The organism is Furfurilactobacillus milii (genome assembly GCF_009864005.1).
In the GTDB taxonomy this organism is placed as follows: domain Bacteria; phylum Bacillota; class Bacilli; order Lactobacillales; family Lactobacillaceae; genus Furfurilactobacillus; species Furfurilactobacillus rossiae_B.
On the sequence record NZ_WEZQ01000017.1, the window covers coordinates 85280 to 107776 of the forward strand.

Consider the following 22497-nt stretch of genomic DNA (forward strand, 5'->3'; position numbering starts at 1 on the left):
TATGCCTTTTAGTTATATATGAGGTTTAAAAATGGAACTAAGAGTTCTCCGGTACTTTCAGGCAGTTGTGCGCGAACAAAATATCAGTCGGGCAGCAGAAATGCTACATGTATCCCAACCAACTGTTTCGCGGCAACTGAAAGATTTGGAAGATGAATTAGGATTGACACTGTTTGTGCGCGGTACACGATCCATTCAATTAACCAACAGTGGTGAATACTTTGCCAGCCAAGTGGACCAAATTCTATCTTTAACGGACAAGACACTGCAAAATTTGCACGAAGAGCAACAAATTAATGGACGAGTCGTTATCGGCAGCGCAGAAGCACGCACGTTCCTTAACGTTGCGCAGTCAATCAGCACACTGCAACAGCATTACCCACATATTCAAACCAGCATCATTAGTACTAATGCAGATGAAATCCGTACTTCGATCAAGTCAGGTTATTTTGATTTTGGTGTCATCATGGAACCAGCAGACAAAACCGATTATGATTTTATTCATCTCCCAGGTGAGAGTCGCTGGGGCGTGTTAATGCCTGGTGACGCACCTTTAGCCAATAAGGACCACCTGCAACTTAGCGACTTAGCCCAGATGAAGTTGATTTTGTCCAGCCAACAAGGGATGACGGGACTGCTAGATGATTGGTTGGGCAAAAGCACAGCTAACATAAATGTCGTGGCGACGTATAATCTACTCTACAATGCTGCCTTAATGGTATCCGCAGGCGTTGGTTATTCTTTATGTTTCGACGGTATTATTAATACTAATCAATCTGATCTCAAGTTTGTTCCGTTTGAACCGCGCCTTACCTCAGGCGCCAGCATTGTCTGGCGTAAAGGACAGCGACTTTCGTTAGCTGCCAAAGCTTTCCTGCAGCAACTTCAACGTGATCTTGATTAAAAGCAGATACAAAAAGGATGAATCAAGTGAAGATTCATCCCTTTTTCTTATAACCATTTCTATAAATTAGTCATGAAGAAATTCGTTAATTTATCAAATGGAATTAACTCAGTTCTATCATACAAATCGGTATTTGGTTGTTTAACATTTTTTGACTAGCCTCGTAATGTGGCTGCGTTCTTATCTTTGGAATATCATTCTTAATGAATTTAACCTTAACGCGATTACTTTCCAAAGTTAAATACTCACTTGCGATGCCAATTCATACACATCTATAATACTGATCTGCCCAGCTTAGGCATACGTAAAAAGTATGCCAGACCATGCAAAATTGATATTCGACAAACGGCATTTTCACTCTTAAAATTTAGCCAATCAATATTGGAGTGTGGAGGAAAAGCTTACGTTTAAAAAATATCGACGCGGCACTATAGTTAGCATTATTTTAGTTATTATTTGTCTGTTATTTTTCAGTATCGGAAAATTATTTCAACCAACAAAAATTGGACACATCCGTCGTAACGCTATACCAACAATCCTCATTCCTGGCAGCAGTGCAGGTCCTCATCGCTTTGATGCTTTAGTCAAAGATCTTAATCACCGTGATCACCACCAGCACAGTCTTTTACGTTTAACTGTGCACCAAAACAACACCGTCACACACACCGGATCCATCAGCCGTCGTGATACTCGACCGTTCGTGGTAATTTCATTCACCAACAATCATGATGGATATAACAATATCCGTCATCAATCATATTGGCTTCGAACGGCCTTTAGCTATCTTAAACAACATGCGGACCTTCACACCTTTAACCTCGTTGGCCATTCAAACGGCGGACTAATTTTCACTGATTATCTCGAACGTTACTATCATCAGCAGTCACTTGATGTCCGCGAATTCATGTTTATCGGATCACCATTTAACTTCAATAATACAGTGCAAAATCAGCACACCACTATGCTTGAAACCTTCATTAAGCAACAAAACAAGCTCCCACATAATCTCGTTGTATTCGGGATTTTGGGAGCCCAATCTTATAGTTCTGACGGTCGTGTGCCTGTTCAAAGCGTGGATGCTAGCCGTCAAATATTTCAGAACCATGTTCAGTTATTCAATGAATTACTCGTTACCGGCCAAAATGCTCAGCATTCAGATTTAGTTCGTAAAGTTGAGGTCGAAACCCTTATCCACAATATGGTTATGCATACGGCCTCATAAAAAAGTTTTATCATTAAAATGCAGTGTTAGCCTAGGAATTCCGCCCGCTTTGATAAACTAGACTATCTTAAGAAAACGCTGATATTTGTATCCGAGGCTTAAAAGTTTCAAGTTGTCGTCATGACCAACAAATCAATATCAGTGTGAAGGCTGTAATTAAAATAAACCCCTAAGATTAGATTTTGTATCCAATCTTAGGGGTTCTTTTCATAAAATTTTATCTCAGAGACATTTTTGTTAAGCTACGTGCTTACAGCTTACCGTTTAAAAATTGCGCCTCACCATTGCCAAAGCTCCAGTCATCATCGTTGTTAGGTACCAGACTGAAGACAACATCCTCTTTACGAATTCCCAGTTCTTTATTCAACCGATCCACCAGCGTCTTATAAAAATCCAATTTAGCGCGTGTTGAACGTGGCCGTGTAACCAAATTAAAGAACACTACGTCACGTGTTCGTTTGATACCTAATCCTGTATCAAGAATCTGCATTTCAAACGGTTCATGCTGAGTCAACAACTGATAACGGTCACCTTCTGGCGTCGCAAACTTATCGACCTGTACCTCATAGGCAATATCCAACATTGTTTTTAAATAAGCTTCATCGTGCCCTTTGATAACATCAATTCTCATTAATGGCATTTTTCTACCTCTTTCTTGAGCTAAGTTAACAACAATTTGAAACGAACGGTGATAGTAGAACTGTTGTAAGTGTGACACATCATCGTTCATTTGATAAGAATATGGTACTATGAACCACAAATAAAAAAATTGACCTATCTCAAGAAGGCGAAAAATAATCACAAAACATTCCGCAACAACATGTTTAGCTAGAGCACCGTTATTTTCAAAATTAAATTTAGAAACCTTAGCGTCACTAGTTCCCGCTTCGAAACACCGACAATGGTTTCCAAAAGGCACCTTGATAAAGCAACCGCTCGATAATAACGATGGTATGTTCGTTATAGATCAAGGATCTGCCAAGGTCTATTCAGTCTCGGATACTGGTAAAGAAAAAATTCTCTACATGATGAAAACCGGTGACATCACCGGTCAGGAAACGTTATTTTCTCAACGTCAGACTGACTATTTTATTGAGTCGCTTGAGGACTCCTACGTTTGTTCCGTTTCACATCAAGCCTTTCAACAAGTACTACGGGAATCTCCGGAACTATGCTTAAACTTATTAAATAATTTTGGTGATAAGCTAGTTGCCGTTGAGCAGAATTCCGTTCGTCGTGACACACTATTAGCTAAAGACCGCGTTCTGTCCTACTTAACGGACAAACTAGAAAATGCCTCTTCCAATACGTTCCAGTTACCCGTTAAGAAAAAGGAGTTAGCAAGTTTTCTGGGCCTATCACCAGAAACGTTAAGTCGCCAGTTGAAGGCCCTTCAAAAAGAGGGCGTAATTACCGTGTCTGGCAAGCACATCACGTTTATCAAAAATAGTATTAATGAGAGCGAGACATGACAATGTTTAGCTTTCTCAGGTAACAGAAATCCGGCGTTTATGGGCAATTCCCCCATGAGCGCCGGATTTCTGTTAGATGAGCAAAAGTCAGTGTTATGTCTCGCGTCTGCGGCAATTTCACTACAGTAAGCGTTGAGCGGTCAAGTCTCAGACTCAGCTCATCACTTAACGATCCTTTATCTTTTCATTCTAAAAATAATTCGGGCTCTTTTTTATCGTTTAAATACAACCGTTTTAACCCAATCTTTAACCTTTTTAGTATTAGTATCTCCCGAAGTTAAATTTAATCCTTTTTCAACGTGCGCATCGGGAACTAAACGCTTAATGGTACGAACGCTTTGTTTTATTGCCGAGCTATCCGCACTAGCACTTGTACTAAACGGCTCAATACGCTTGCCAGCCAGCTTTGATTGATTTTGTGACAAAAACGATTGAATCGGATACGCCACATCATTACTCCAAATTGGGAACCCAACCAATACTCTATCGTATTTCTTAAGGCTTGACGGCACGTTTAACAATTGATCGTATTGATTGCTTCTGTGCTCACGACGTACACGTGCATTAATAGCATCCCCATCAGACGGATAAGCTTTCTGAGGTTTGATACGTATCACATCTACACCGCTTTCTTTATGAATTTTGTGAGCAAGTCTTGTCGTATTATTTGTTTGTGAATAGAAAATAATCACTGTCCTCTTTGCAGCAGATCGATGCTTAACAGCCGCATTACCTTCGCTCATAAAACCAAGCACTGTGCCCCCAATGACAACAATGGCTAATAAAACTTTTAAAGTTCTTCTCATAAATTAGTCTCCTTTTACATAGTCAATCGTTCATCAGACAAATTTTGCTTTGAAACACCTATTTGTTTGAGACTTCGCTCGACTGATAAAACAGCGAGGGAAGATCCAACCACAAAAAAGCGATTTTCTTTTATCTCACGTTCTGACAATAATTGAGAAAGCTCATAGGTTGTAACCCGACCGACTTGAATAAAAGATTTAAGCCGGTTGTCATTCAAATTTTCTAATTCGCTTCTAAAAAATTCATCTTCTTTATTCTTAACGGTCCAAATAAGGTGAATATTCCGTCTTGAATGATATCGCTTAGCTATACTCATCAGTGGTGCGACACCCGTCCCCATGCCAATTAACGTCAAATCTTTTTCTGGCTCAGATTCAATTATTCTTGAAAATTGACCAAACGGACCTTCCGCATAAAAAGAGCTTCCGACGGTAACTGCTGAAAGTCCCTTCGTGTAATCTCCCACCTCACGAATGGTAAGTACTACTACATGAGATTTTTCGGATGGCTTATTCGTGAGTGAAAACGGATGTGTTTCCTGTGAAAGTGTTGGAAAAGTAAAAAACAAAAAATCACCCGCCAGTAAATTTGGAACATTATCCTGAAACTCAAGCGTTAACTGAAATGTCTTTGCATTTAATCTCCTGTTTTTCACAACCTTTCCTGCCATCTTACCTTCTTTTTGGTCAAGCTTATACCAGCCGTAATAGCCCAAGACTCCAAATGTATATAGCTCAAACAACACCATAAACATAAGATGCCCGTTTACGCGGCCAATTAATTCGACGTGCAACCAAACAAGCAAAATTGCGACTATATTAAGGCGATGTATCCAAATTGAAAACTGGTGTTTGATTACTTTTTGCATTCTTATTTTGACGTTTGCTGCAGTCGGAAAATGATCAACAATCCATCCCGACATAAAAAACGCGGCAAACAGTACGCCAAAAAGGGTTAAATACCAGGCCAATTTTCCAGTCACAATTATCCACTGTCCCATTGAGACCATGTAGTGCTCATGCAGAAATGCCAAAACCAGAGCGATTACGCCAAGACAACCATGTAGTAAATACATCTTGGGTAACCCAACAGCACGTTCTAGCCATTTGGGTCGTGTTGATAAGAAAACAGCCAATAGCCACCAAGTGTACGCAATTATTCCCGCTGCAATTAGCAGTCGCTGGTCAGTGGCAATCGACCCCATGGAAACAAACAATGCCAGCAGCAAAGGTGTAGGTACGAGAATTACGAGGAAAACCCAAAATATATTTAAAGCAATTGGATACCTTCTGAGCACGTTTACCATCACCTTTCTTTAAAATCCAAGCTCATGAAGCCATCTATTAATGGCATGAGTGGAACGATTAACTCTTGTTCCCTCAACCTCATATCCCTTACGCAAAGTCGCATGTGGATACTTCTGCCTCAACTGTGACAAGGAGTCGCCCCATCCGGAACCTGCGTTAGTTGAAAAGGGAATTATAATTTTGCCATTCAAATTTTCTTCATCCATAAATGTCCTCATAGGCATTGGTATTTCATTCCACCAAATCGGGTATCCCAAAAAAACCACGTCATAGTTTGACATGTCTGGCAGTGGGCCTTTAATTTCAGGCCGCGCATTTCTATCCTGCTCTCGTTCCGCACGGTCTACCGTTGCCTGATAATTTTTAGGATACGTATCATCTACTTGAATCGAAAACTGCCGTCCATGTGTGACTTGAGCAATTTGATTCGCAATATGTTGTGTGTGACCAACCTTTAGAGTGACATCTGGATAGTTAGTTCCCACTCTAGAAAATGTCACAATAAGAATTCGTTTAGGATCCACTTTATTTGATTTCTTAACTGTTGAAGACTTTTTAGTCTTGGCAAATAATTGGCTTGATTGATTTTGACCGAGTTGTCTGGTCGCTTGCCAACGCTGTATATGCCAACCCATCATTCCTGCTAAAAGAATCAACAAACCAGCCAAAAATACTACTTTTTTCCTGATATTACTTACCTCCCCCTGCTTTGATGAACTATTCGTCTGTAACCGACACTAGATAGAAAAATTTCAATGTGCCATAGACTTGTTGTTAAATCCCAAGGATCACAATCATGTATTTTAACTATCCTAATCGCCTACCAAAACACGCTACTTATCTAGCTCGATTCGAACGTTATAGTTGCCATGTAGATGCCGTATTTTCGATAATGGCGTGGTTATAACCCCAATGTTAACTTGTGAACCATACTGATTTGACGTCTTCTCACCATTGAACAAAATAGTGAAATACGGCGCATCAGTAGCATAGTCAATGTCACCGTTTAACCAACCGTAATGTTCCTCGCTTTTGTTATATGGAAGCGGCGAAATGGTTCCACAAAAATCTGTGTCATAACGACTCTCGGAGACTGTGTATGGCATTTTTGCTATTAGCGCCTTGGCCGTTTTGCTGTTATTAAGAACGCCAGTGATCACTGTTTTGCCAAAATGCATACGAATTTTTGTGCCATGTTTAACGACTCTTGTTGGCATAGCTGGATTCTTCCTCTGCATATTTGCATTATCAGTGGCCACTTTCTTTGACGCACGGTGGTTCCTAACTTTTGTTGTCTGGATGTTACGCTCGCCATTGCTTTTTTTAGACGCGCTTGCACTACAACCTCCAAGTACAATGATGGCAGCAACCGTTACTACAACTTTCAAAAATGAATTTGCCTTCATCTTTTTCCTCCTCAGCTTTAAAAACCGAAGTGATCAATTTCGGTTGTAGTTTAGTATAAAAAGTGCCATTTGATATGTAAAATACCGATAAATTATGCATGTCTATAACTAAAACGCATGGTTTAAAAAACAAAATGGGCCTTTAGAAGTTCGTATCTTCTAAAAGCCCTAAAAGTAAAATCACTGAAAAGGTAATACCTGCCACGATAGTTTTGTGACCGGAAAAATATATACTTAATAAACATATTACTTTATTCATAGTAAGTATTGGACATCCCACAATAAGACATTATCCTAAAATTAGAATCACCAAACACAACAGCAGATTCATCGCATAGTACAAAAGGAGGCCAAATTATTGAGACAAGCATTCATCAAAATTATATTACCATTGTTGTTTTTTACGGCTCTGATAATTGGTTCAACAAATGATGTGAGTGCAAGCGTTCTTTCAAGAAGAACAGATCATGGCGCATATACCCAAAAAGTGATGGTTATTCATTTCAATAATTCACAACACATATATGGGCAACTATATTTACCCAAAAAGCAGCCAATGCACAAAACACCAGCAGTTATTTTGTCACATGGCCTGGGTGGCACACATGAACAAATGACTGCATACGCAGAGAGTTTAGCTGAGCATGGCTTTATTGCATATACTTTTGATTTCAGGGGTGGCAGTGCCGAAAGTCAAAGTAGCGGTTCCACCACGCATATGTCCGTCTTTTCAGAAGAAAAAGATTTGCAACAAGCAATCTCACATGTAAAGTCGTTACACCAAGTGAACCCTAAACAAATATCTTTAGTCGGTGCTAGTCAGGGTGGTGTAGTATCCGCTTTAACAGCGGCAAAAGAAGGAAAGGCTATTCATAAAGTAGCATTAGTGTACCCTGCTTTTAGCATTGTTACTGATGCCCGCAAGCAATACTCTTCGCTAAGCCAGGTTCCCTCTCACTCAGACATCTGGGGCGTGACTGTCGGAAAAACCTACTATCGAAATTTATTAGGCTTAAATCTGACTAAAACAGTAACTCAGTATCCAAATCCCATACTCATTATTCATGGCACTGACGACAACGTAGTCCCCATTTCTTACTCAAAAAAGATGGCCAGTAGCTACTCCAACGCCAGCTTTATAAAACTTAAGGGTGCGGGACATGACTTTTCTGGTAAGTATCGAGAAAAAGCAATCAAAGAAATTGTTACTTTTTTACAAAACTAATTAACTTTATTATGAACACGAGATAGCGTTGAACACTAATTTATGGAGGATTGTACAATGCAGAAAGTTAAAGCATTACAAGCAGACACATCGGATTTTAGCTCTTTTCATCAAATAGTCATTGAACGGCGCACCTTACATCCTGATGATGTCGCAATCGACATCAAGTACTGTGGAATCTGTCACTCAGATATTGCACAGGTTGAAGGTATCGGCACGGCCTTTCAGCATCCCGTAGTTCCAGGTCACGAAATCACTGGTATTGTTAGTGCGACCGGTTCTGATGTAACGAAATTTAAACCCGGGGATCGGGTGGGTGTCGGTTGCTTTATTGATTCCTGTGGCAAATGTAAATATTGTCTTGCCGGTCAGGAACAATTTTGTGAAAAAGGTTTTGTTTCCGTTTTTAACACGCCTGACTATGACGGTAATATTACCCAAGGCGGATATTCTCAATCAGTCGTCGTAAAACAACATTTCGTCTTGCACATTCCCGACAATCTAAGCTTGTCATTGGCAGCTCCACTGCTTTGTGCCGGAATTACAACCTATAATCCTTTGAAACGCTACGGCATCAACGGAAATTCAAACATTGCGATTATTGGTCTAGGCGGTTTAGGCCACATTGCTGTCCAGTTTGCGCGCCGTCTGGGAGCAAACGTAACAGTATTGGGTCACTCTGAGAGTAAGCGTTCTGAGGCCGCTCAGTTTGGTGCTAGCAATTATGAAATTCTGCAAGACGAGAACGATTTTGATCGGCTAAGCAATAAATATGATTTTATTTTGAATACCGCAGCCGTCAAACTGGATCTAGATAATTACCTCAAACTTTTGACAGTAAATGGAATTTTTTGCTTCGTTGGTTTAACAATGGATGAACAGCAATTTAACATTTTTAGTATCTTCGATAAACAAGGAACAATCACTGTCTCAAATGTCGGCGGAATTGCGATGACTCAGGAAATGCTAGATTTTGCCGCCAAGAATGATGTTAAACCAAAAATCGAAATGATCAGCATCGATGACGTTCCAAGTGCCTATCAGAGAATCCTCGATAGCGATGTACATTATCGTTTTGTGATCGATATGAGCACATTAAAATGAGCAAGAATGATTTGTTCCAGTCGAAGCACTATACACCTTTTTAGATTCATGTTGATGCCTTGCCACAATGGACCACCTGTTTGCAGTCAAAACGGGTGGTCCATTGTTTAGCTATTACATACTTATCTCAAAGTGACATTACTTGGCATCGCTAAAATACTCAATCATCATCTGGGCGATTTCTGTCGCATGCGTTTCTAGTGCAAAATGTCCACTATCAACAAAGGCAACCTTGGCATGCACGTCATCCTTTTGAAATGCCTCTGCGCCAGGATAAATGAAAGACGGATCGTTCTTACCCCAAACAGCCAGTAATTTGGGTTGATATTGGCGTAAATAAGCTTGAAATTCTGGGTACATCTTGATGTTATTTTGGTAATCGTAAATCAAATCAAGTTGGCGGTCCGCATAGCCAGCAGTCCGTGTGTATGCAATATCCAAGGTATACCCATCTGGGGAGACTGTTCCCGGTTGCGTACCAAACGTATACTGTCCTTTGATTGTTGCCGGTGCAAACGCATCTCGGTAAGAATTACGTTTAGTCTCCGTTGGATGATTCCAGAAGTCTTGACGTTCTGCCCACTTTTTACCCAATCCTTCTTGATAAACATTCCCGTTTTGACTCACAATGCCAAGAATCCAGTCAGGATGACGCAAAGCAATCCGAAAACCAATCGGGGCACCGTAATCAAATACGTACATATAAAAATTATCGATATTTAACTGCTCAAGAAATACTGTCACAACGTCCGTCAAATGATCAAACGTATAGGCAAATGTCGCATGATCTGGTGCGCCGGATTGGCCGAATCCAGGAAAGTCTGGTGCAATCAAATGAAATTTATCAGCAAGTAACGGCATCAGCTCACGAAACATGTGACTAGCTGTCGGAAACCCATGAAGCAGTACCATCGTTGGCCTACTACGATCTCCTGCTTCCCGATAAAAAATGTTTAATCCGTTCACATCAATGGTGTTATAGGTTGTCATTACAGCGTACTCCTTAGTTTAAGATTATTTTCTGTCAGATGTTTTTTCTGTGTGTCTCTTCCTATATCGTGTATATACACACTATAAAGCCCCCAAAAAGAACTTTGCAAATAGTGAAAGACTGCTTTGCAAAAATCATTTAAAGTGGTCTAGCGAAACACCAACTGATTAGTCTTTCTGTTTCATCTTATTCGTCAGCAACAGTGTTGGCAGTATGATCACAACGGCTGCTAACGAAATCACTAAGAAGCCAGTTTGAAACGCTTCTAGTCGAATATTAACAAGATGCGCCGTCACAAAATGCTGCATGTTTGCCGGTGCAACGTGAAAGTGGCCATCTCTGAGTTGGTGTTCAAACGTTTTAAATTGCGCTTTGGAATAAGAAGTCACGACGGTGGTAATGAACGCGGAGCCAAATGCACTGCCGATATTCTGAATAATCCGTGTGCCAATTGTTGCGGCTGGTACTTGTGACTGGTCCATCCCCGTATAAGCATCAACCATCAGCGGCATTAAAATCCCGCCAGCCCCGATACCGCGAATAAAGAGAACAATCACAATCCACCAGTAAGAAGTGTTTGTGTCAAACCAATAAAACGGAATCGTACCAACAAACGTAATCAACACGCTACCAAGCACAACATACTTTGCCCCGATGCTATCGGTTAATCGCCCCGTTAGTGAACGTGAAACTAACATTCCCACGCCTTGTGGCAATAATGCAAGTGCTGCCATGATGACGCTTAAATTACGCACGTTTTGAAAATATAATGGCAATAGCAACATGGCCCCGTTTAAAACAGTTCCAGCAATAAATAAACCGACCCATGAACCATTAAACGACTGGAAATGAAATAATGTCAGTGGTAAAACAGCATGCTCCTTTTTGAACCAAGCCCAAATCAGATAAAATGTTAGCAAAACGAATCCCGCTGCCGTATACATCAAACTGATTTTATTTGCGAAGTTACCACTGTGTGCGACTTTAACAATTGCATAAATAAGACTACTGGATGATAAAATCAGCAACAAAATACCAACAAAATCCATTTTTGCTGTTTTGTTTAGCGCGGGATATTTTGGCATCTGCCATAAAATCAACCAAGTCGAAATGGCAACTATGGGCACATTGATCCAAAAAATCCATTGCCATGAAACAAAGCGAATGATGACCCCACCAATAACTGGTCCTAGTAATGGTCCAATAATCATTGGTAGTCCAACAATGGCCATCATTTGTCCCATTACATCTGGGCTAGTCGAACGAATAATTAAATTTGTGAGGAGCGGCATTATGAGCCCGCCGGCAAACCCCTGCACTAATCGTGAAATAATAAGTAATGAAATAGTTGGTGAAATAGCCGCAAATATCGAACCAAGTCCAAAGAGAATTTCTCCAGCGATAAAGACCTGCTTCCCATCAAAGCGATCGAGTAGCCAACTAGAAAACGGTACTGCGACACCCGTTGCTAATAGATAACCAGTCACTGTCCACTGAACCGTCGTCACATTAGTATGAAAGCTTCGAACTAATTCATTAATTGCAATATTGATCATTGTCGAACTCAATAATGGCGCCATCGCACCAAACACTACAACGAGCGCAACAATAATGTCTGAACGTGGAATCTTTGTTTCATTTGTCATTTTATCTCTCCTTAAAATAAGAAACCGATAGTTTCTTATTGATGCAACTGCTATAATAATCGATGTAAGCAGAAAGTCAATAAGAAACTAAAAGTATCTTAAAATCGAGAAGGTAAAATCATGACAAAAACGCGCCGTCGTGGAGCTGAGTTAGAAGCTGCCATTTATCAGGCAACTCGTGACATCTTAAAAAGTGACGGTCTGTCACAACTGACTTTTTCAACCGTCGCAGATGTCGCTGGAACGAGTAAACCAGTATTATATCGACGTTGGGACTCACCATTTTCACTCGCTTTAGCAGCCATTCAGGATCAAATCAAGCGAGAAAATCATGGCCGTTTGGACGAAGTGGTCCTCACCGGCACTTCCCTTCGTGAGGACTTATTTCAAACACTTCAACGGTTCATCATCAGTATGGACACGTTTGGGCAGACTTTTGTGTCAACATGGCTCGGCGATTTAGACACAAACAAAAGTAATCAAATTCAAGACATGATCACTGACGCCAAGAAAATCGATATCCATGCTATTGATCGAATCTTGCAGCGGGCAACAGATCGTGGTGAAATAAAGACCCCCGAAATGTCGGCAGACATGAAACTGATGCCGTTTGATTGGTTGCGTTATCAGATGTTCATGAATGAACCTATAAACAACGAGAAACTGACCATGCTAGTGGATGATTTCTTAATGCCAGCCTACCTCAGACACCAGACCCTCTAATTCTGTTTTCACAAATAGCGGTCTATTAAAGAAAGTTGAGAATGTCACACTGCATTCCACTCTTAAAATGAATTCAATTTGATAAATAAGAGGAGAAAACGTATGTGTACAAGCCTAACTTTCGATACGGAAGATAAACGTCATTTTCTGGCCCGTACTATGGACTATGCCTTTGAATTAGGCGGCCGTCCTGTTTTTTTGCCACGTCATTATCAGTGGGAAAGTGCGACTAAGGAAGCTACATTCACCAATGAATATGCCTTTATTGGCACCGGACGCCAATTAGGAACTTACTTCTTTGCTGACGGTATCAATGAATTTGGCCTATCCGTTGCCGCATTATACTTTCCGCGGGAAGCAAAGTATCAAAGTGCTCAACCTGATAAAAAGAACCTCGCCCCTCACGAACTAGTTTCTGTTTTATTAGGAAACTGCCGTGATTTGAACGAGGTTCAACAAGAATTGGATCAGATTCGCTTGATTGAGTTTGAAACGCCATTGATCAATACTGTGCCACCCTTGCACTGGATCGTAACCGATGCAAGTGGTCGCTGCTGTGTCATCGAACCGCGTGACGAACAGTTGACGCTTGAAGATGACCCGGTTGAAGTGATGACCAACTCGCCAGAGCTTCAATGGCACATTAAAAATTTGAGTAACTACTTAACACTTCAACCCACTGCCCACGAGTCAAAACAGTTCATGGGCGTCACTGCCCAAGCATTTGGGCAAGGCACCGGCACCTCACAATTGCCCGGTGGTTACACGCCACCGCAACGATTCGTCCGGACTGCCTTCTTGAAGCAAAACATCACCCCTGTCACAGGTGAATACGCCGGGGTTAACGCCATCCTCCACGTACTGCACAATGTCGAAATTCCGCATGGCGTCAACATTAAACAGGGCGAATCAGATTATACCCAGTACATTGGGATTATGGGTGTGACATTAAAGACCTATTATTTCGTCCCTTATGACAACCAGTCAGTATTCAAGGTTTCTCTAACACCTGAACTATTGGGACAAACAGAACCAGTTGAGTTTCCCTTTACTAATGAACAACAGGTTACAGAATTGAATTAGCAAATCACTAGTTAAAATAAAAACCAACATAAACAACACAATGGCCACTGCGATGAATCATCCCCGCAGTGGCCATTGTGTTACTTTTTGTGCGTGACAAGTATTTCTTTTAGAAAACCTTTCCAAAAAGAAATTGTTAATTTACCATACTTATTCTTTGACTTAATCATTTCATGGAGAGTAGCATTGCCGATGTTAGAAAAGGAGCTGACCGATATAACCATTACTTAGCCAGAAAGTGTTTCAGCAAGCTGTTAAACAGACAATCCGGATGTCTTTTTCTACAGTACATGCACTTCGCACCACTTGTTCATCGTAAGGCATTTTAATTAACGATGAGTAAACAATTGAATATAATTTTTAATTCAAATAATTGGGGAGAAATATAATGACAACTTTAAATTATGATGTTTACAACAACAAGCGCAACAGTGTTACCCGTGGTGTTCCAGAGGATACTAAAGACCTTCAGTGGGTCGCAAATACATCCACTCTTGTTTATGGCCAAAAAGATGCCGTTTTAGTTGACACTTATATGACTAAGGCTGCCAATAACGAACTCATCGATTGGATTCGTGGCCATAACGTTAACCTTAAATATATTTACCTCACCCATGCACATGCCGATCACTTCTTTGGCGCTGGGATGATTCAAAAAGCCTTTCCTGAAGCGACAATTATTGCGACCCAGGCGACCATCGATGGTTTGCCTGCAGTAATGACGCCTGCAAACATTGCGACTGTTTGGGAGAAGCTATTCCCTGGTAGTTTGCCAGATCCTATCACCAGCCCAGAGGATGTTCAACCAGTTAGTGATCACTTTGAATTAGAAAATCACGACATTGATATCATCCAAGATGGTTTTACTGACACGCACGATTCCACCAGTTTGTGGGTACCAGACTTGAGATTAGTTGTCGCTGGTGATGCCACCTACAATGGCATTCATGCTTACATGCCCGAAACAACGCTTGCAGCTCGCAAGAATTGGATCAAGGTCAATGAGCATTTGAAGACACTTCATCCTAAGTATGTCGTAGCTGGTCACAAGGTTCCAGAAAATCCCGACGATCCTAGGATTTTAGATCAAACGATTGAGTACATTACAAACTTTAATAAGTTTGCTGAAGATGCCAGTTCTGCAGAAGACTTATACAATAAAATGCTTGCTGTTTATCCAAAGTACGTTAACCCAGGCTCCTTATGGAGTGCATCACATTCTGTCATTCGTTAATTGAAACTATGTTTTACAAAGGGATTCTCAACTGTTTATGTTGAGGGTCCCTATGTAAGTAATACTGGCTGTTTTTTCGATAAATGAAAAATGAATGATAATTCACACTTGACACTCATTTTAAAAGTTGTAAATTTAAGTCATCAGTTTAAAAGCAGAAACGCAATGACAAGAAGAGTACGGTTAAACGTCATCCACAGAGAGGTGCATGTTGGTGAAAGCACTGTTGATGAATAACCCGAAGATGATCTTCAAGCGACACTGTCGATCCGAATGTGGTTAGACGGTGCTGGGTGCGCCCATTACAGCGCCAGAGTATCAGGTTTGTGCTCGAACCTGGCACTTGGCGAGGAAACAATCGCGAGGTTGCTTCAAAATAAGGTGGTAACACGGAAATCCGTCCTTTATTAACAATAATTTGTTAATAGAGGACGGATTTTTTTCTGTTTTATAAACATCAACAAAACTTCTCGGGGGTAATAACTTATGAAATTTAAACGCGCGATCACATTGGGCACGGTCACACTGTTATCGGCACTCTTTTTAGCCAATAGCACTGTCACAAACGCTAATGCATCAAGTAAGTACGCCAAAAATCAAACGTTGAACTGGACAGAAAGCCAAGAACTGGCGACAAACGACTTAGCGAAGGCCACGGATACCGAAAGCTTCAATGTTCTGCTGAATACGCAGTCTGGCCTCTACCGTTTGAAAGATTCCGGCCACAAAATTGTCAATGATCTCGCCACCAACACAAAAATCAGCAAGGACGGCAAAACCTATACCGTTAAACTGCGACACAACGCTAAGTGGAGTAATGGTGATCCACTAATGGCTCAAGATTTTGTGTATTCATGGCAACGCACGCTAGATCCTAAAACAGCTTCTCAAGATGCCTTCTATATGTACCAGGTTGAAAACGCAGAAGCAGTCAATAAGGGTCAAAAACCTTTATCCGCTCTCGGCATCAAAGCCAATGGTAAATATCAGCTCACCATTCACCTCACCAAACCAGTTTCTTATTTTCAGAAGCTATTAGCATGGCCGTTGTTCTTCCCCGTAAATAAAAAAGTCGCCACGCAAGAAGGTAGTAAGTTTGGCACCAGTGCGAAAAACAATGTTTATAGCGGCGCATTCAAACTCACTGGGTGGACTGGCACGAACAGCAAATGGACGTTGGCTAAAAACGGCAAGTACTGGGATAACAAACACGTTCACCTTAACAAAATCAACGAACAAGTTGTTAAAGATCCCTCAACTGGTTTAAACGAATATCAATCTCATAAGATTGACGAAACAGTTCTTAGCGGCGAACAAGTGGCCAACTTTAAGGGGCACAAAGATTTTGTATCTCGTAAATCCTCGAATGGTTACCGACTCGACTTCAATCAGAAGAAGGTTAAGGCCTTCCAGAATGTTAACGTCCGTAAAGCTTTCTCACTAGCTTTGAACCGTAAAGACCTTGTCAATAATGTCCTATCAGACGGATCTGTTGTCCCACAAGGCTTTGCGCCAACTGGCATTGGAACCAATCCAAAGAGCGGCAAGGATTTTGCCAAGTCAGCATACGTTAAATCCGGCGTCACCTACAATTTGAGTGAAGCCAAAAAGTTACTGAAACAAGGCTACAAGCAGACCGGCACCAAGTCGATTAAGACAGAAGTGCTTACCACTGATGATGACGCTGGTAAAAATGTCGGTGAATTCATCCAATCACAGCTTGAAAAGTTGCCAAACGTCAAAGTTTCAGTCGTTAATTTGCCTAAAACTGCTCAACTTGCGCGTGAAAAGTCTGGCAATTTCCAACTTATCATTGGTGGTTGGCAGTCAGTCTTTGCGGACCCAATTAACTTTTTGGACATTTGGGAAAGCACCAGTCCTTACAATTTCAGCGGTTGGAACAACAAGCAATACGACACATTGCTCAGCGCTTCTGAAAACAGCTTGGCAAACAAGCCAGAAGACCGTTGGAATAACTTAGTCAAAGCCGAAAAGCTGCTCATGACGCAACAAGGTACCGCCCCGCTTTTCCAAAAGGTTCAGGCACAACTGCTCAATACCAAAGTTAAAGCCGTCAATTACAATCCATCTGGTGTACCTTACGACTGGAAAGATACGTATATTGCTAAATAAATTTTAGCCGCGTTGCATTAAAAACGATCCTTAATCGATTTTTGATTAAGGATTTTTTTAATGCGAAACAAAAAACGCCTCATCGAATAGGATTCGGCGTTTGCTTTAAAGTAGTTTTCTGTTTGTTCACGGTCATTTATCACCCAATCATTACGTTTCCAAAGGTAACCTCTCAAATAGCACCTTCATTTTCTTCATTCAGCTTGTCACAGTCGATAATTAATTGGCAAACCTCTTTGTCCGGTGTCAATTTCATCGAGTACTTCCGGCCAAACTCGATCATTGTGTGATGCGCCTGATACAGTTCCTCCGGCTTAACAACACTCACAATCTTTTGTTCCACCTGCAGAGGTGATGCTGATTGTTTAACAAAGTGAAGTCGTTTTGAAATCGCCGAAACATGCGTGTCCACTGCGAATGTTGGTTCCCCAAACACATCGCTTAACACCAAATTGGCGGTTTTCCGACCCGCTCCCGGCAACGCCATGATGCCCTTTCGATCGTTTGGAATTATGTCATTTAACTCCTCGTGCACAATGCCAGCAGTCTTAATGATATTCTTCGCCTTGTTATGAAACAGGCCAACTCGCCTAATGATTGTTTCTACGTCTTCAACATTGGCGTGCATCAATGCCTCAGGATCAGGATATCTGTCAAATAATGTTGGCGTAACTTGGTTCACAGATACGTCAGTGGCCTGCGCACTGAGGATAACTGAAATCAGATACTGAAATGGCGTTCTCGTAATCAGTGATGGTCCAACCGGCCCAATCTCAGCTTCCATTTGATGAATCGCCCAAACAATTTGGTCATCTTTTAACATCGATGCGTGTCCTCTTTTCTAGCCTAAGTCGTGATTAATTCTGACGTAACTAACTATCTTCAAATCTATCCCATCAGACCACTAAAGACAATGTGCGTCACCGGGTCATCAAAACTGTTTACTGCGATACTTTTGTAAATGTCGCATATGGCACTTTAAAACGATGCTTAGAGTCAATCCGTTTGAACTCATCACTGGCAGTTAAATAATCTGGCAGTAAAGCGATGCCTAACCCATTTTTGACTAGCTTAATAATGCTATCCCAAGAATCAATTTCCTGAATATTCGTCATATCATGATTTAATCGCCGTAGCGTTCGTGCGCGAAATGGACAGTGACGATCACTATTAACGAGGTACGGTAGCTGACCATCCTCCTCCAGACCGGATGCAACAACGAATGATGCTGGCAGATAGTCGGTGGCAATCTCCTGATAATCGGAGTTGTTGAAGTTAGCGTATGTAACTACTATGTCTACTTCATTATCTGACAGCGCTAAAATTTCCGTAGAGCTCAGTAAGTCAAACGTGTTTTGAGCTAAGGAATACTGTTTTTGTTTAACAACCAGCAAATTAAACAGCAGCTGTGACATCACGATACGTCGTTTGGAAACAGTGCTTGGCCTCATTTGTGCCCTAATTTTTCGCGTAGCATTCAAAACAGACTGTGCATATTGATAAAATTGTTTGCCATTTTTCGTTGGTGTAATGCCTTGATAGCTACGCGTAAATAATTCGACATCAAACTCCGTTTCTATCGCATGCAACCTGGCCGTGATGTTTGATTGCGCAAACCCCATTAGTTTTGCAACCCGATTGATTGAATGTTGTTCGTAGAGTTGAACGTATATTTCCAAATCCTGCAATTGCATAACTTGCCGCCTTATCATAAATTGTGATAACCGTATCACAATCTCGTAATATGCACCAGCAAACGCCGTTACTATAATTGGAAACATAAGTTATTCAGTACACACAAGGGAGATTGTCACATGCCATATTTAAGAGTTCGAATTGCTAGTCCTAAAACCACAGTCACTGCACAAAAAGTTGCTGCAATGCTCACCCAACTTGCTGTCGACAAGCTAGGAAAAGCAGGCCCTGTTGCGGCCGTAGATGTTCATTTTACTGATCCAAACGAGTGGTTTATCGGTGCTAAATCCGTTGCTGAAACAAATGAAACAAGTTTCTTTGTGGAAATTAAAATCACCGAATCCACGAATTCTCGCGACGATAAAGCAGCCTTTGTTAAAGCAACGTTTGAGCAAATGAGCCAACTATTTCCAAACATTGCCTCTACAAGTTATGTTGTTCTACAAGATGTTGCTTCCGATAGTTGGGGCTATGGCGGAAAGACTCAGGAATTCCGCTATATTACCGGCGACGCGAATTAGCATCCTACGATAATAGCGTTTGGGACATAACTCTTTATGCGTTCAAAATATATATTCACTGCTACCAAATATTAGTGGCCCCATAAAGTAGGAAACCAACCCAATAGAAAAATAATTACTAAAATAACCCACCAATACCCTGACATAAAATCCCAAAAGTTCATCTTGCCAAACCGACGCACATAACGATTTTTTCTTGGGTCATATGTGAATTGGGTAGGATCGACTTTAGTATCATGTTCTTCAGTGCCAAAAACCAGTGTATCCAAACTAACGTTGAAAATATCAGTGAGCTTAATTAAGTTTGCTAAATCAGGCGTGGCATCCCCTGACTCCCACTTGGAAATTGCCTGACGAGTTACAAACAGTTTGCTCGCCAAATCGTCTTGAGTGGTGTTTGTTTCTTTACGCATCTTTTTCAGTTGCGCCGGAAATTTGTTCATCGTTGAAAATCCTCCATCAATTAAAAGCGTTTCTTTCTAAAAATCAAATAACCAGCCGTTACGAAAATCACAATGTAGCTAGCGGTGCTACAAAGTAGCTGCACATTTGAGAGATGACTCGTATCAACATAAGTCGCGTAATTGTAGTATTGCCGTGTTAAATTCGTTAAGTTAAACGGATTCCACCGTAAAATATGTACTGCCTTATTGCCATTGAGTAAGCTAGCGGAAATAAACTGGCCAACAAAAATCATCAGCAGACTCACACTAATCACGACGGCATTGTTGTTAATCAAGCAAGACAACAAAAAGATCAAGCTAATAATGAACGTTGTTGTCAGCACATCTATTGCAGACGTCTTCAACATGTTCTCCCACAGTGGTTGGTGATACAGATAAACTGTTGACCACGAAACTGGGCGACTGAGCGGTGTCATCCATAGAATAGTTGTAAAAGCCATTGCAATAACGTGCAGCAAAATGTTGTAGCTTAAAATCACAATATACTTCGAGAAATACACAGTCCGCTTATTAGCCGATTTATAAATCAACGTTAAAATGGCGTTATTCTGAAACTCCATGGAGAAAAATGTCGCCCCAACAACGGCCAGAATCAAGATAATCCAATCTGGCGCATCGTAACAAGTTGTCATAAGTAGCTTACTTTCATTATAGCCAATCGTGAATCCCGTTGTCACCATCAGTCCAAGCAAGACTAATGGTGAAATCCAAACCATCTTTTGATGAATTAATTTATAAAACTCTTGGTATAAACTAAAACGCATTTTATTGCCCCTTCCCTACGCGCGATCAAACGTGTCGTCGTTTGAACAATTGATAGCCAATAAGTCCAAAACCAGTAGCGTAAATCAGATTACCTACGATGATTTCTAAGTTATTCAAGTGAGACATGTTGGCATACGGTGAATTAGCCAATTGCTGTGTTACAAAAATCATGTTTAATGGATTCCAGCGCACAACTGTTGTCAAAGAAGTAAACGAATCCATGAGGGCCACCGAAATGGACGCACCGAGAAAACCCAGTGCTAATCCAATACCGATAACGGCAGTGTTCATTTTTAAGAGTGTAATCAGGAGAAAAGCCAACGTCACAATAAAAAGACTATAAACTAACGTTCCGATAACATTACCAAGCAACAAGTTGATACGCGTGGGCTGTCCAGTGGAATACGTGAACCACCCATACTGCCGCCCAACCATCAAGAATTTCAAAACGAACGTTAAAACAACGGCAACCACCGTTAATAAAAGACTGTATAGCCAAACAACTACTAGTTTTGCCAAGTACGTTTGCCACTTGTGAGAATTCTTATATAACACCACAAGAATGGTGTGATACTGATATTCCATCGCTAAAAAGGTTGACGCTACGCCAATAATAATCACTGGAATCCACTGAACGGCGCCGAACTCAAAGACTAAAGTAGTTGTATTTACCGGTACTGTTAACGCGTTGTACAACATCAAAATAATTAACAGAATGATACCGCCAACAAACGTTCTTTGGTGAATAAATTTAAAGGTTTCTTCAAGTAGACTACGCTTCATGATCGGCCCTCCGCTGCTGTTCAAGAATCGTGACCACAATTTGTTCAAAATTAGTTTCGATTGGCGCCAGTTCTTTGAGGTGAATCTGTTTCTGATACAGGGCATCCTGAATATCAAAAATGTTGTCTCGTTTAACTCTAAAAGTATTGCCCTCTGGTATGTAATGAATTGCTCGCTGTTTCAATACCTGTGCAGTTAGCACGTCATTTTCTGTTAAAAGTTTGTAATCTTGATGATGAAGTTGTTCAAATTTCTCAAACGACTGATTCACAATAATTTGGCCATGATTAATGAGCACCACATGAGTCATAACCTTTTGCAGTTCACTCAGAATGTGGCTTGAAATTAGGAAGGCAGTTCCTTGATCGGCATATTGCTTGATAAGTTTGCGGACACCAATCGTTGCTTCAACATCCAACCCGTTCATTGGTTCATCTAGAATAACTAGCTGAGGATGGTTCAACAACGCGATGGCAATGCCTAACTTCTGCTTCATTCCCAGTGAATAGCCTTTTGCTTTTTGCTGGATGTAATCCGTCATCCCCAATTTTTCGATGAGTCGCGCCAGGTCTTGAGGATCATGAGAATAAAGCGCTAGATTTTGCCGACCTGATAAAAACGGATAGATTGCTGGGTGCTCAATCAACGCACCAACGCTATTCAATGCCTCGTGTTGATTTTCCGTAACAGGTTGGCGATTGATTTGAATACTGCCTTCAAATTTAGTCAGTCCAAGAATAGTTTTCATAATGGTCGTCTTTCCGGCACCATTGGGTCCAATCAGCCCAACAATATTTCCCGCATTGATGTCAAAGGACGCGCGTTTGACGATTTTAATTTGACCAATATAGGTCGTTACGTTTTGAACTTTGAGCATAATAATTCACCCTCCAAATTGCTTTTTGACTATCTCCACTATTTGCTATAAATCCGCTCGCAGACAAGCAAACAAACGCTGCTTTTCCGCAAATTGAAAGCCACATTCGCGCAACTGGTGGTGACGCAAACTAAT

The 22497-nt window shown here is 41.0% G+C and carries 23 protein-coding genes and 1 other annotated feature; of the genes, 10 read left to right on the plus strand and 13 right to left on the minus strand.

Annotation, left to right across the window (positions count from 1 at the left end; all coding sequences use genetic code 11):
- Window positions 1-31 precede the first annotated feature (31 nt).
- Together GB993_RS09100 and GB993_RS09105 are read left to right on the plus strand one after the other, a co-directional pair.
- Window positions 32-904 (plus strand): LysR family transcriptional regulator, encoded by an 873-nt coding sequence (locus GB993_RS09100; RefSeq protein ID WP_161004035.1) that lies wholly within the window; start codon window positions 32-34, stop codon window positions 902-904.
- A gap of 388 nt (window positions 905-1292) precedes the next feature.
- Entirely contained in the window at window positions 1293-2126 is an 834-nt protein-coding gene (locus GB993_RS09105) for an alpha/beta hydrolase (RefSeq protein ID WP_161004036.1), read from the plus strand.
- 250 nt (window positions 2127-2376) lie between these two features.
- On the opposite strand, the gene GB993_RS09110 is transcribed toward GB993_RS09105, so the two are convergent.
- On the minus strand, window positions 2377-2766 hold the full coding sequence (locus GB993_RS09110) for a tautomerase family protein (protein ID WP_161004037.1): 390 nt from the start codon (window positions 2764-2766) through the stop codon (window positions 2377-2379).
- Between the two features lie 157 nt (window positions 2767-2923).
- Here GB993_RS09110 and GB993_RS13195 point away from each other — a divergent pair, with 157 nt between their 5' ends.
- Window positions 2924-3598, plus strand: coding sequence for a cyclic nucleotide-binding domain-containing protein (locus tag GB993_RS13195; protein ID WP_161004120.1), 675 nt, complete (start codon window positions 2924-2926; stop codon window positions 3596-3598).
- A gap of 212 nt (window positions 3599-3810) precedes the next feature.
- Here GB993_RS13195 and GB993_RS09120 read toward each other — a convergent pair whose 3' ends face one another.
- The 4 genes from GB993_RS09120 to GB993_RS09135 all read right to left on the minus strand — a co-directional run bounded on the left by GB993_RS09120 (window position 3811) and on the right by GB993_RS09135 (window position 7118).
- Entirely contained in the window at window positions 3811-4404 is a 594-nt protein-coding gene (locus tag GB993_RS09120) for a flavodoxin (RefSeq protein ID WP_161004038.1), read from the minus strand.
- A gap of 14 nt (window positions 4405-4418) precedes the next feature.
- Window positions 4419-5702, minus strand: coding sequence for a ferric reductase-like transmembrane domain-containing protein (locus GB993_RS13200; RefSeq protein ID WP_161004039.1), 1284 nt, complete (start codon window positions 5700-5702; stop codon window positions 4419-4421).
- 18 nt (window positions 5703-5720) lie between these two features.
- The gene (locus GB993_RS09130; RefSeq protein WP_161004040.1) at window positions 5721-6380 is read right to left on the minus strand and encodes a flavodoxin; all 660 of its coding nucleotides are present in this window, start codon (window positions 6378-6380) and stop codon (window positions 5721-5723) included.
- A 165-nt stretch (window positions 6381-6545) separates the two neighbouring features.
- Entirely contained in the window at window positions 6546-7118 is a 573-nt protein-coding gene (locus GB993_RS09135; RefSeq protein ID WP_161004041.1) for a cyclophilin-like fold protein, read from the minus strand.
- Between the two features lie 358 nt (window positions 7119-7476).
- On the opposite strand from GB993_RS09135, the gene GB993_RS09140 reads away from it, so the two are divergent.
- Complete coding sequence (locus tag GB993_RS09140) at window positions 7477-8343, plus strand: alpha/beta hydrolase (protein ID WP_161004042.1); 867 nt, start codon at window positions 7477-7479, stop codon at window positions 8341-8343.
- 57 nt (window positions 8344-8400) lie between these two features.
- The gene (locus tag GB993_RS09145) at window positions 8401-9447 is read left to right on the plus strand and encodes an NAD(P)-dependent alcohol dehydrogenase (protein ID WP_161004043.1); all 1047 of its coding nucleotides are present in this window, start codon (window positions 8401-8403) and stop codon (window positions 9445-9447) included.
- 138 nt (window positions 9448-9585) lie between these two features.
- On the opposite strand, the gene GB993_RS09150 is transcribed toward GB993_RS09145, so the two are convergent.
- Together GB993_RS09150 and GB993_RS09155 are read right to left on the minus strand one after the other, a co-directional pair.
- Window positions 9586-10437: an alpha/beta fold hydrolase gene (locus GB993_RS09150; protein WP_161004044.1), complete on the minus strand. Its 852-nt coding sequence runs from the start codon at window positions 10435-10437 to the stop codon at window positions 9586-9588.
- Window positions 10438-10605: 168 nt separating this feature from the next.
- On the minus strand, window positions 10606-12084 hold the full coding sequence (locus tag GB993_RS09155) for an MDR family MFS transporter (RefSeq protein WP_161004045.1): 1479 nt from the start codon (window positions 12082-12084) through the stop codon (window positions 10606-10608).
- Window positions 12085-12204: 120 nt separating this feature from the next.
- On the opposite strand from GB993_RS09155, the gene GB993_RS09160 reads away from it, so the two are divergent.
- From GB993_RS09160 to GB993_RS09175, 4 genes are all read left to right on the plus strand, one after another.
- Window positions 12205-12807 (plus strand): TetR family transcriptional regulator, encoded by a 603-nt coding sequence (locus GB993_RS09160; protein ID WP_161004046.1) that lies wholly within the window; start codon window positions 12205-12207, stop codon window positions 12805-12807.
- A gap of 102 nt (window positions 12808-12909) precedes the next feature.
- The gene (locus tag GB993_RS09165) at window positions 12910-13890 is read left to right on the plus strand and encodes a choloylglycine hydrolase family protein (RefSeq protein WP_161004047.1); all 981 of its coding nucleotides are present in this window, start codon (window positions 12910-12912) and stop codon (window positions 13888-13890) included.
- A 388-nt stretch (window positions 13891-14278) separates the two neighbouring features.
- Window positions 14279-15124 (plus strand): MBL fold metallo-hydrolase, encoded by an 846-nt coding sequence (locus GB993_RS09170; protein ID WP_161004048.1) that lies wholly within the window; start codon window positions 14279-14281, stop codon window positions 15122-15124.
- 156 nt (window positions 15125-15280) lie between these two features.
- Window positions 15281-15532 (plus strand) — a binding site (T-box leader).
- A 78-nt stretch (window positions 15533-15610) separates the two neighbouring features.
- The gene (locus tag GB993_RS09175; protein WP_161004049.1) at window positions 15611-17257 is read left to right on the plus strand and encodes a peptide ABC transporter substrate-binding protein; all 1647 of its coding nucleotides are present in this window, start codon (window positions 15611-15613) and stop codon (window positions 17255-17257) included.
- Between the two features lie 172 nt (window positions 17258-17429).
- Here the strand turns inward: GB993_RS09175 and GB993_RS09180 are convergent, their stop codons facing one another.
- Together GB993_RS09180 and GB993_RS09185 are read right to left on the minus strand one after the other, a co-directional pair.
- Window positions 17430-18080 carry an endonuclease III domain-containing protein gene (locus GB993_RS09180; protein ID WP_161004050.1) on the minus strand — a complete coding sequence of 217 codons (651 nt, stop codon included), beginning with the start codon at window positions 18078-18080 and terminating at the stop codon, window positions 17430-17432.
- Window positions 18081-18198: 118 nt separating this feature from the next.
- Complete coding sequence (locus GB993_RS09185) at window positions 18199-18951, minus strand: LysR family transcriptional regulator (protein WP_161004051.1); 753 nt, start codon at window positions 18949-18951, stop codon at window positions 18199-18201.
- Window positions 18952-19071: 120 nt separating this feature from the next.
- On the opposite strand from GB993_RS09185, the gene GB993_RS09190 reads away from it, so the two are divergent.
- Window positions 19072-19473 carry a tautomerase family protein gene (locus tag GB993_RS09190; protein ID WP_161004052.1) on the plus strand — a complete coding sequence of 134 codons (402 nt, stop codon included), beginning with the start codon at window positions 19072-19074 and terminating at the stop codon, window positions 19471-19473.
- A 71-nt stretch (window positions 19474-19544) separates the two neighbouring features.
- Here the strand turns inward: GB993_RS09190 and GB993_RS09195 are convergent, their stop codons facing one another.
- The 4 genes from GB993_RS09195 to GB993_RS09210 are packed head-to-tail and all read right to left on the minus strand — an operon-like array spanning window position 19545 to window position 22362.
- Window positions 19545-19916: a helix-turn-helix domain-containing protein gene (locus GB993_RS09195; RefSeq protein ID WP_161004053.1), complete on the minus strand. Its 372-nt coding sequence runs from the start codon at window positions 19914-19916 to the stop codon at window positions 19545-19547.
- 20 nt (window positions 19917-19936) lie between these two features.
- Window positions 19937-20701, minus strand: coding sequence for a DUF2705 family protein (locus GB993_RS09200; protein ID WP_161004054.1), 765 nt, complete (start codon window positions 20699-20701; stop codon window positions 19937-19939).
- A gap of 25 nt (window positions 20702-20726) precedes the next feature.
- Window positions 20727-21485: a DUF2705 family protein gene (locus GB993_RS09205; RefSeq protein WP_161004055.1), complete on the minus strand. Its 759-nt coding sequence runs from the start codon at window positions 21483-21485 to the stop codon at window positions 20727-20729.
- Window positions 21475-22362: an ABC transporter ATP-binding protein gene (locus GB993_RS09210; protein ID WP_161004056.1), complete on the minus strand. Its 888-nt coding sequence runs from the start codon at window positions 22360-22362 to the stop codon at window positions 21475-21477. Before GB993_RS09210 ends, GB993_RS09205 begins: the two co-directional genes overlap by 11 nt.
- Window positions 22363-22497: the final 135 nt, after the last annotated feature.

Bases quoted from the DNA above. Each gene is read 5' to 3' on its own strand.
- GB993_RS09180 (WP_161004050.1), bottom strand. From the start codon at position 18,080: ATGTTAAAAGATGACCAAATTGTTTGGGCGATTCATCAAATGGAAGCT.
- GB993_RS09195 (WP_161004053.1), bottom strand. From the start codon at position 19,916: ATGAACAAATTTCCGGCGCAACTGAAAAAGATGCGTAAAGAAACAAAC.
- GB993_RS09155 (WP_161004045.1), bottom strand. From the start codon at position 12,084: ATGACAAATGAAACAAAGATTCCACGTTCAGACATTATTGTTGCGCTC.
- GB993_RS09150 (WP_161004044.1), bottom strand. From the start codon at position 10,437: ATGACAACCTATAACACCATTGATGTGAACGGATTAAACATTTTTTAT.
- GB993_RS09175 (WP_161004049.1), top strand. From the start codon at position 15,611: ATGAAATTTAAACGCGCGATCACATTGGGCACGGTCACACTGTTATCG.
- GB993_RS09165 (WP_161004047.1), top strand. From the start codon at position 12,910: ATGTGTACAAGCCTAACTTTCGATACGGAAGATAAACGTCATTTTCTG.
- GB993_RS09185 (WP_161004051.1), bottom strand. From the start codon at position 18,951: ATGCAATTGCAGGATTTGGAAATATACGTTCAACTCTACGAACAACAT.
- GB993_RS09170 (WP_161004048.1), top strand. From the start codon at position 14,279: ATGACAACTTTAAATTATGATGTTTACAACAACAAGCGCAACAGTGTT.
- GB993_RS09110 (WP_161004037.1), bottom strand. From the start codon at position 2,766: ATGCCATTAATGAGAATTGATGTTATCAAAGGGCACGATGAAGCTTAT.
- GB993_RS09135 (WP_161004041.1), bottom strand. From the start codon at position 7,118: ATGAAGGCAAATTCATTTTTGAAAGTTGTAGTAACGGTTGCTGCCATC.
- GB993_RS09190 (WP_161004052.1), top strand. From the start codon at position 19,072: ATGCCATATTTAAGAGTTCGAATTGCTAGTCCTAAAACCACAGTCACT.
- GB993_RS09100 (WP_161004035.1), top strand. From the start codon at position 32: ATGGAACTAAGAGTTCTCCGGTACTTTCAGGCAGTTGTGCGCGAACAA.
- GB993_RS09210 (WP_161004056.1), bottom strand. From the start codon at position 22,362: ATGCTCAAAGTTCAAAACGTAACGACCTATATTGGTCAAATTAAAATC.
- GB993_RS09200 (WP_161004054.1), bottom strand. From the start codon at position 20,701: ATGCGTTTTAGTTTATACCAAGAGTTTTATAAATTAATTCATCAAAAG.
- GB993_RS09145 (WP_161004043.1), top strand. From the start codon at position 8,401: ATGCAGAAAGTTAAAGCATTACAAGCAGACACATCGGATTTTAGCTCT.
- GB993_RS09120 (WP_161004038.1), bottom strand. From the start codon at position 4,404: ATGAGAAGAACTTTAAAAGTTTTATTAGCCATTGTTGTCATTGGGGGC.
- GB993_RS09160 (WP_161004046.1), top strand. From the start codon at position 12,205: ATGACAAAAACGCGCCGTCGTGGAGCTGAGTTAGAAGCTGCCATTTAT.
- GB993_RS09205 (WP_161004055.1), bottom strand. From the start codon at position 21,485: ATGAAGCGTAGTCTACTTGAAGAAACCTTTAAATTTATTCACCAAAGA.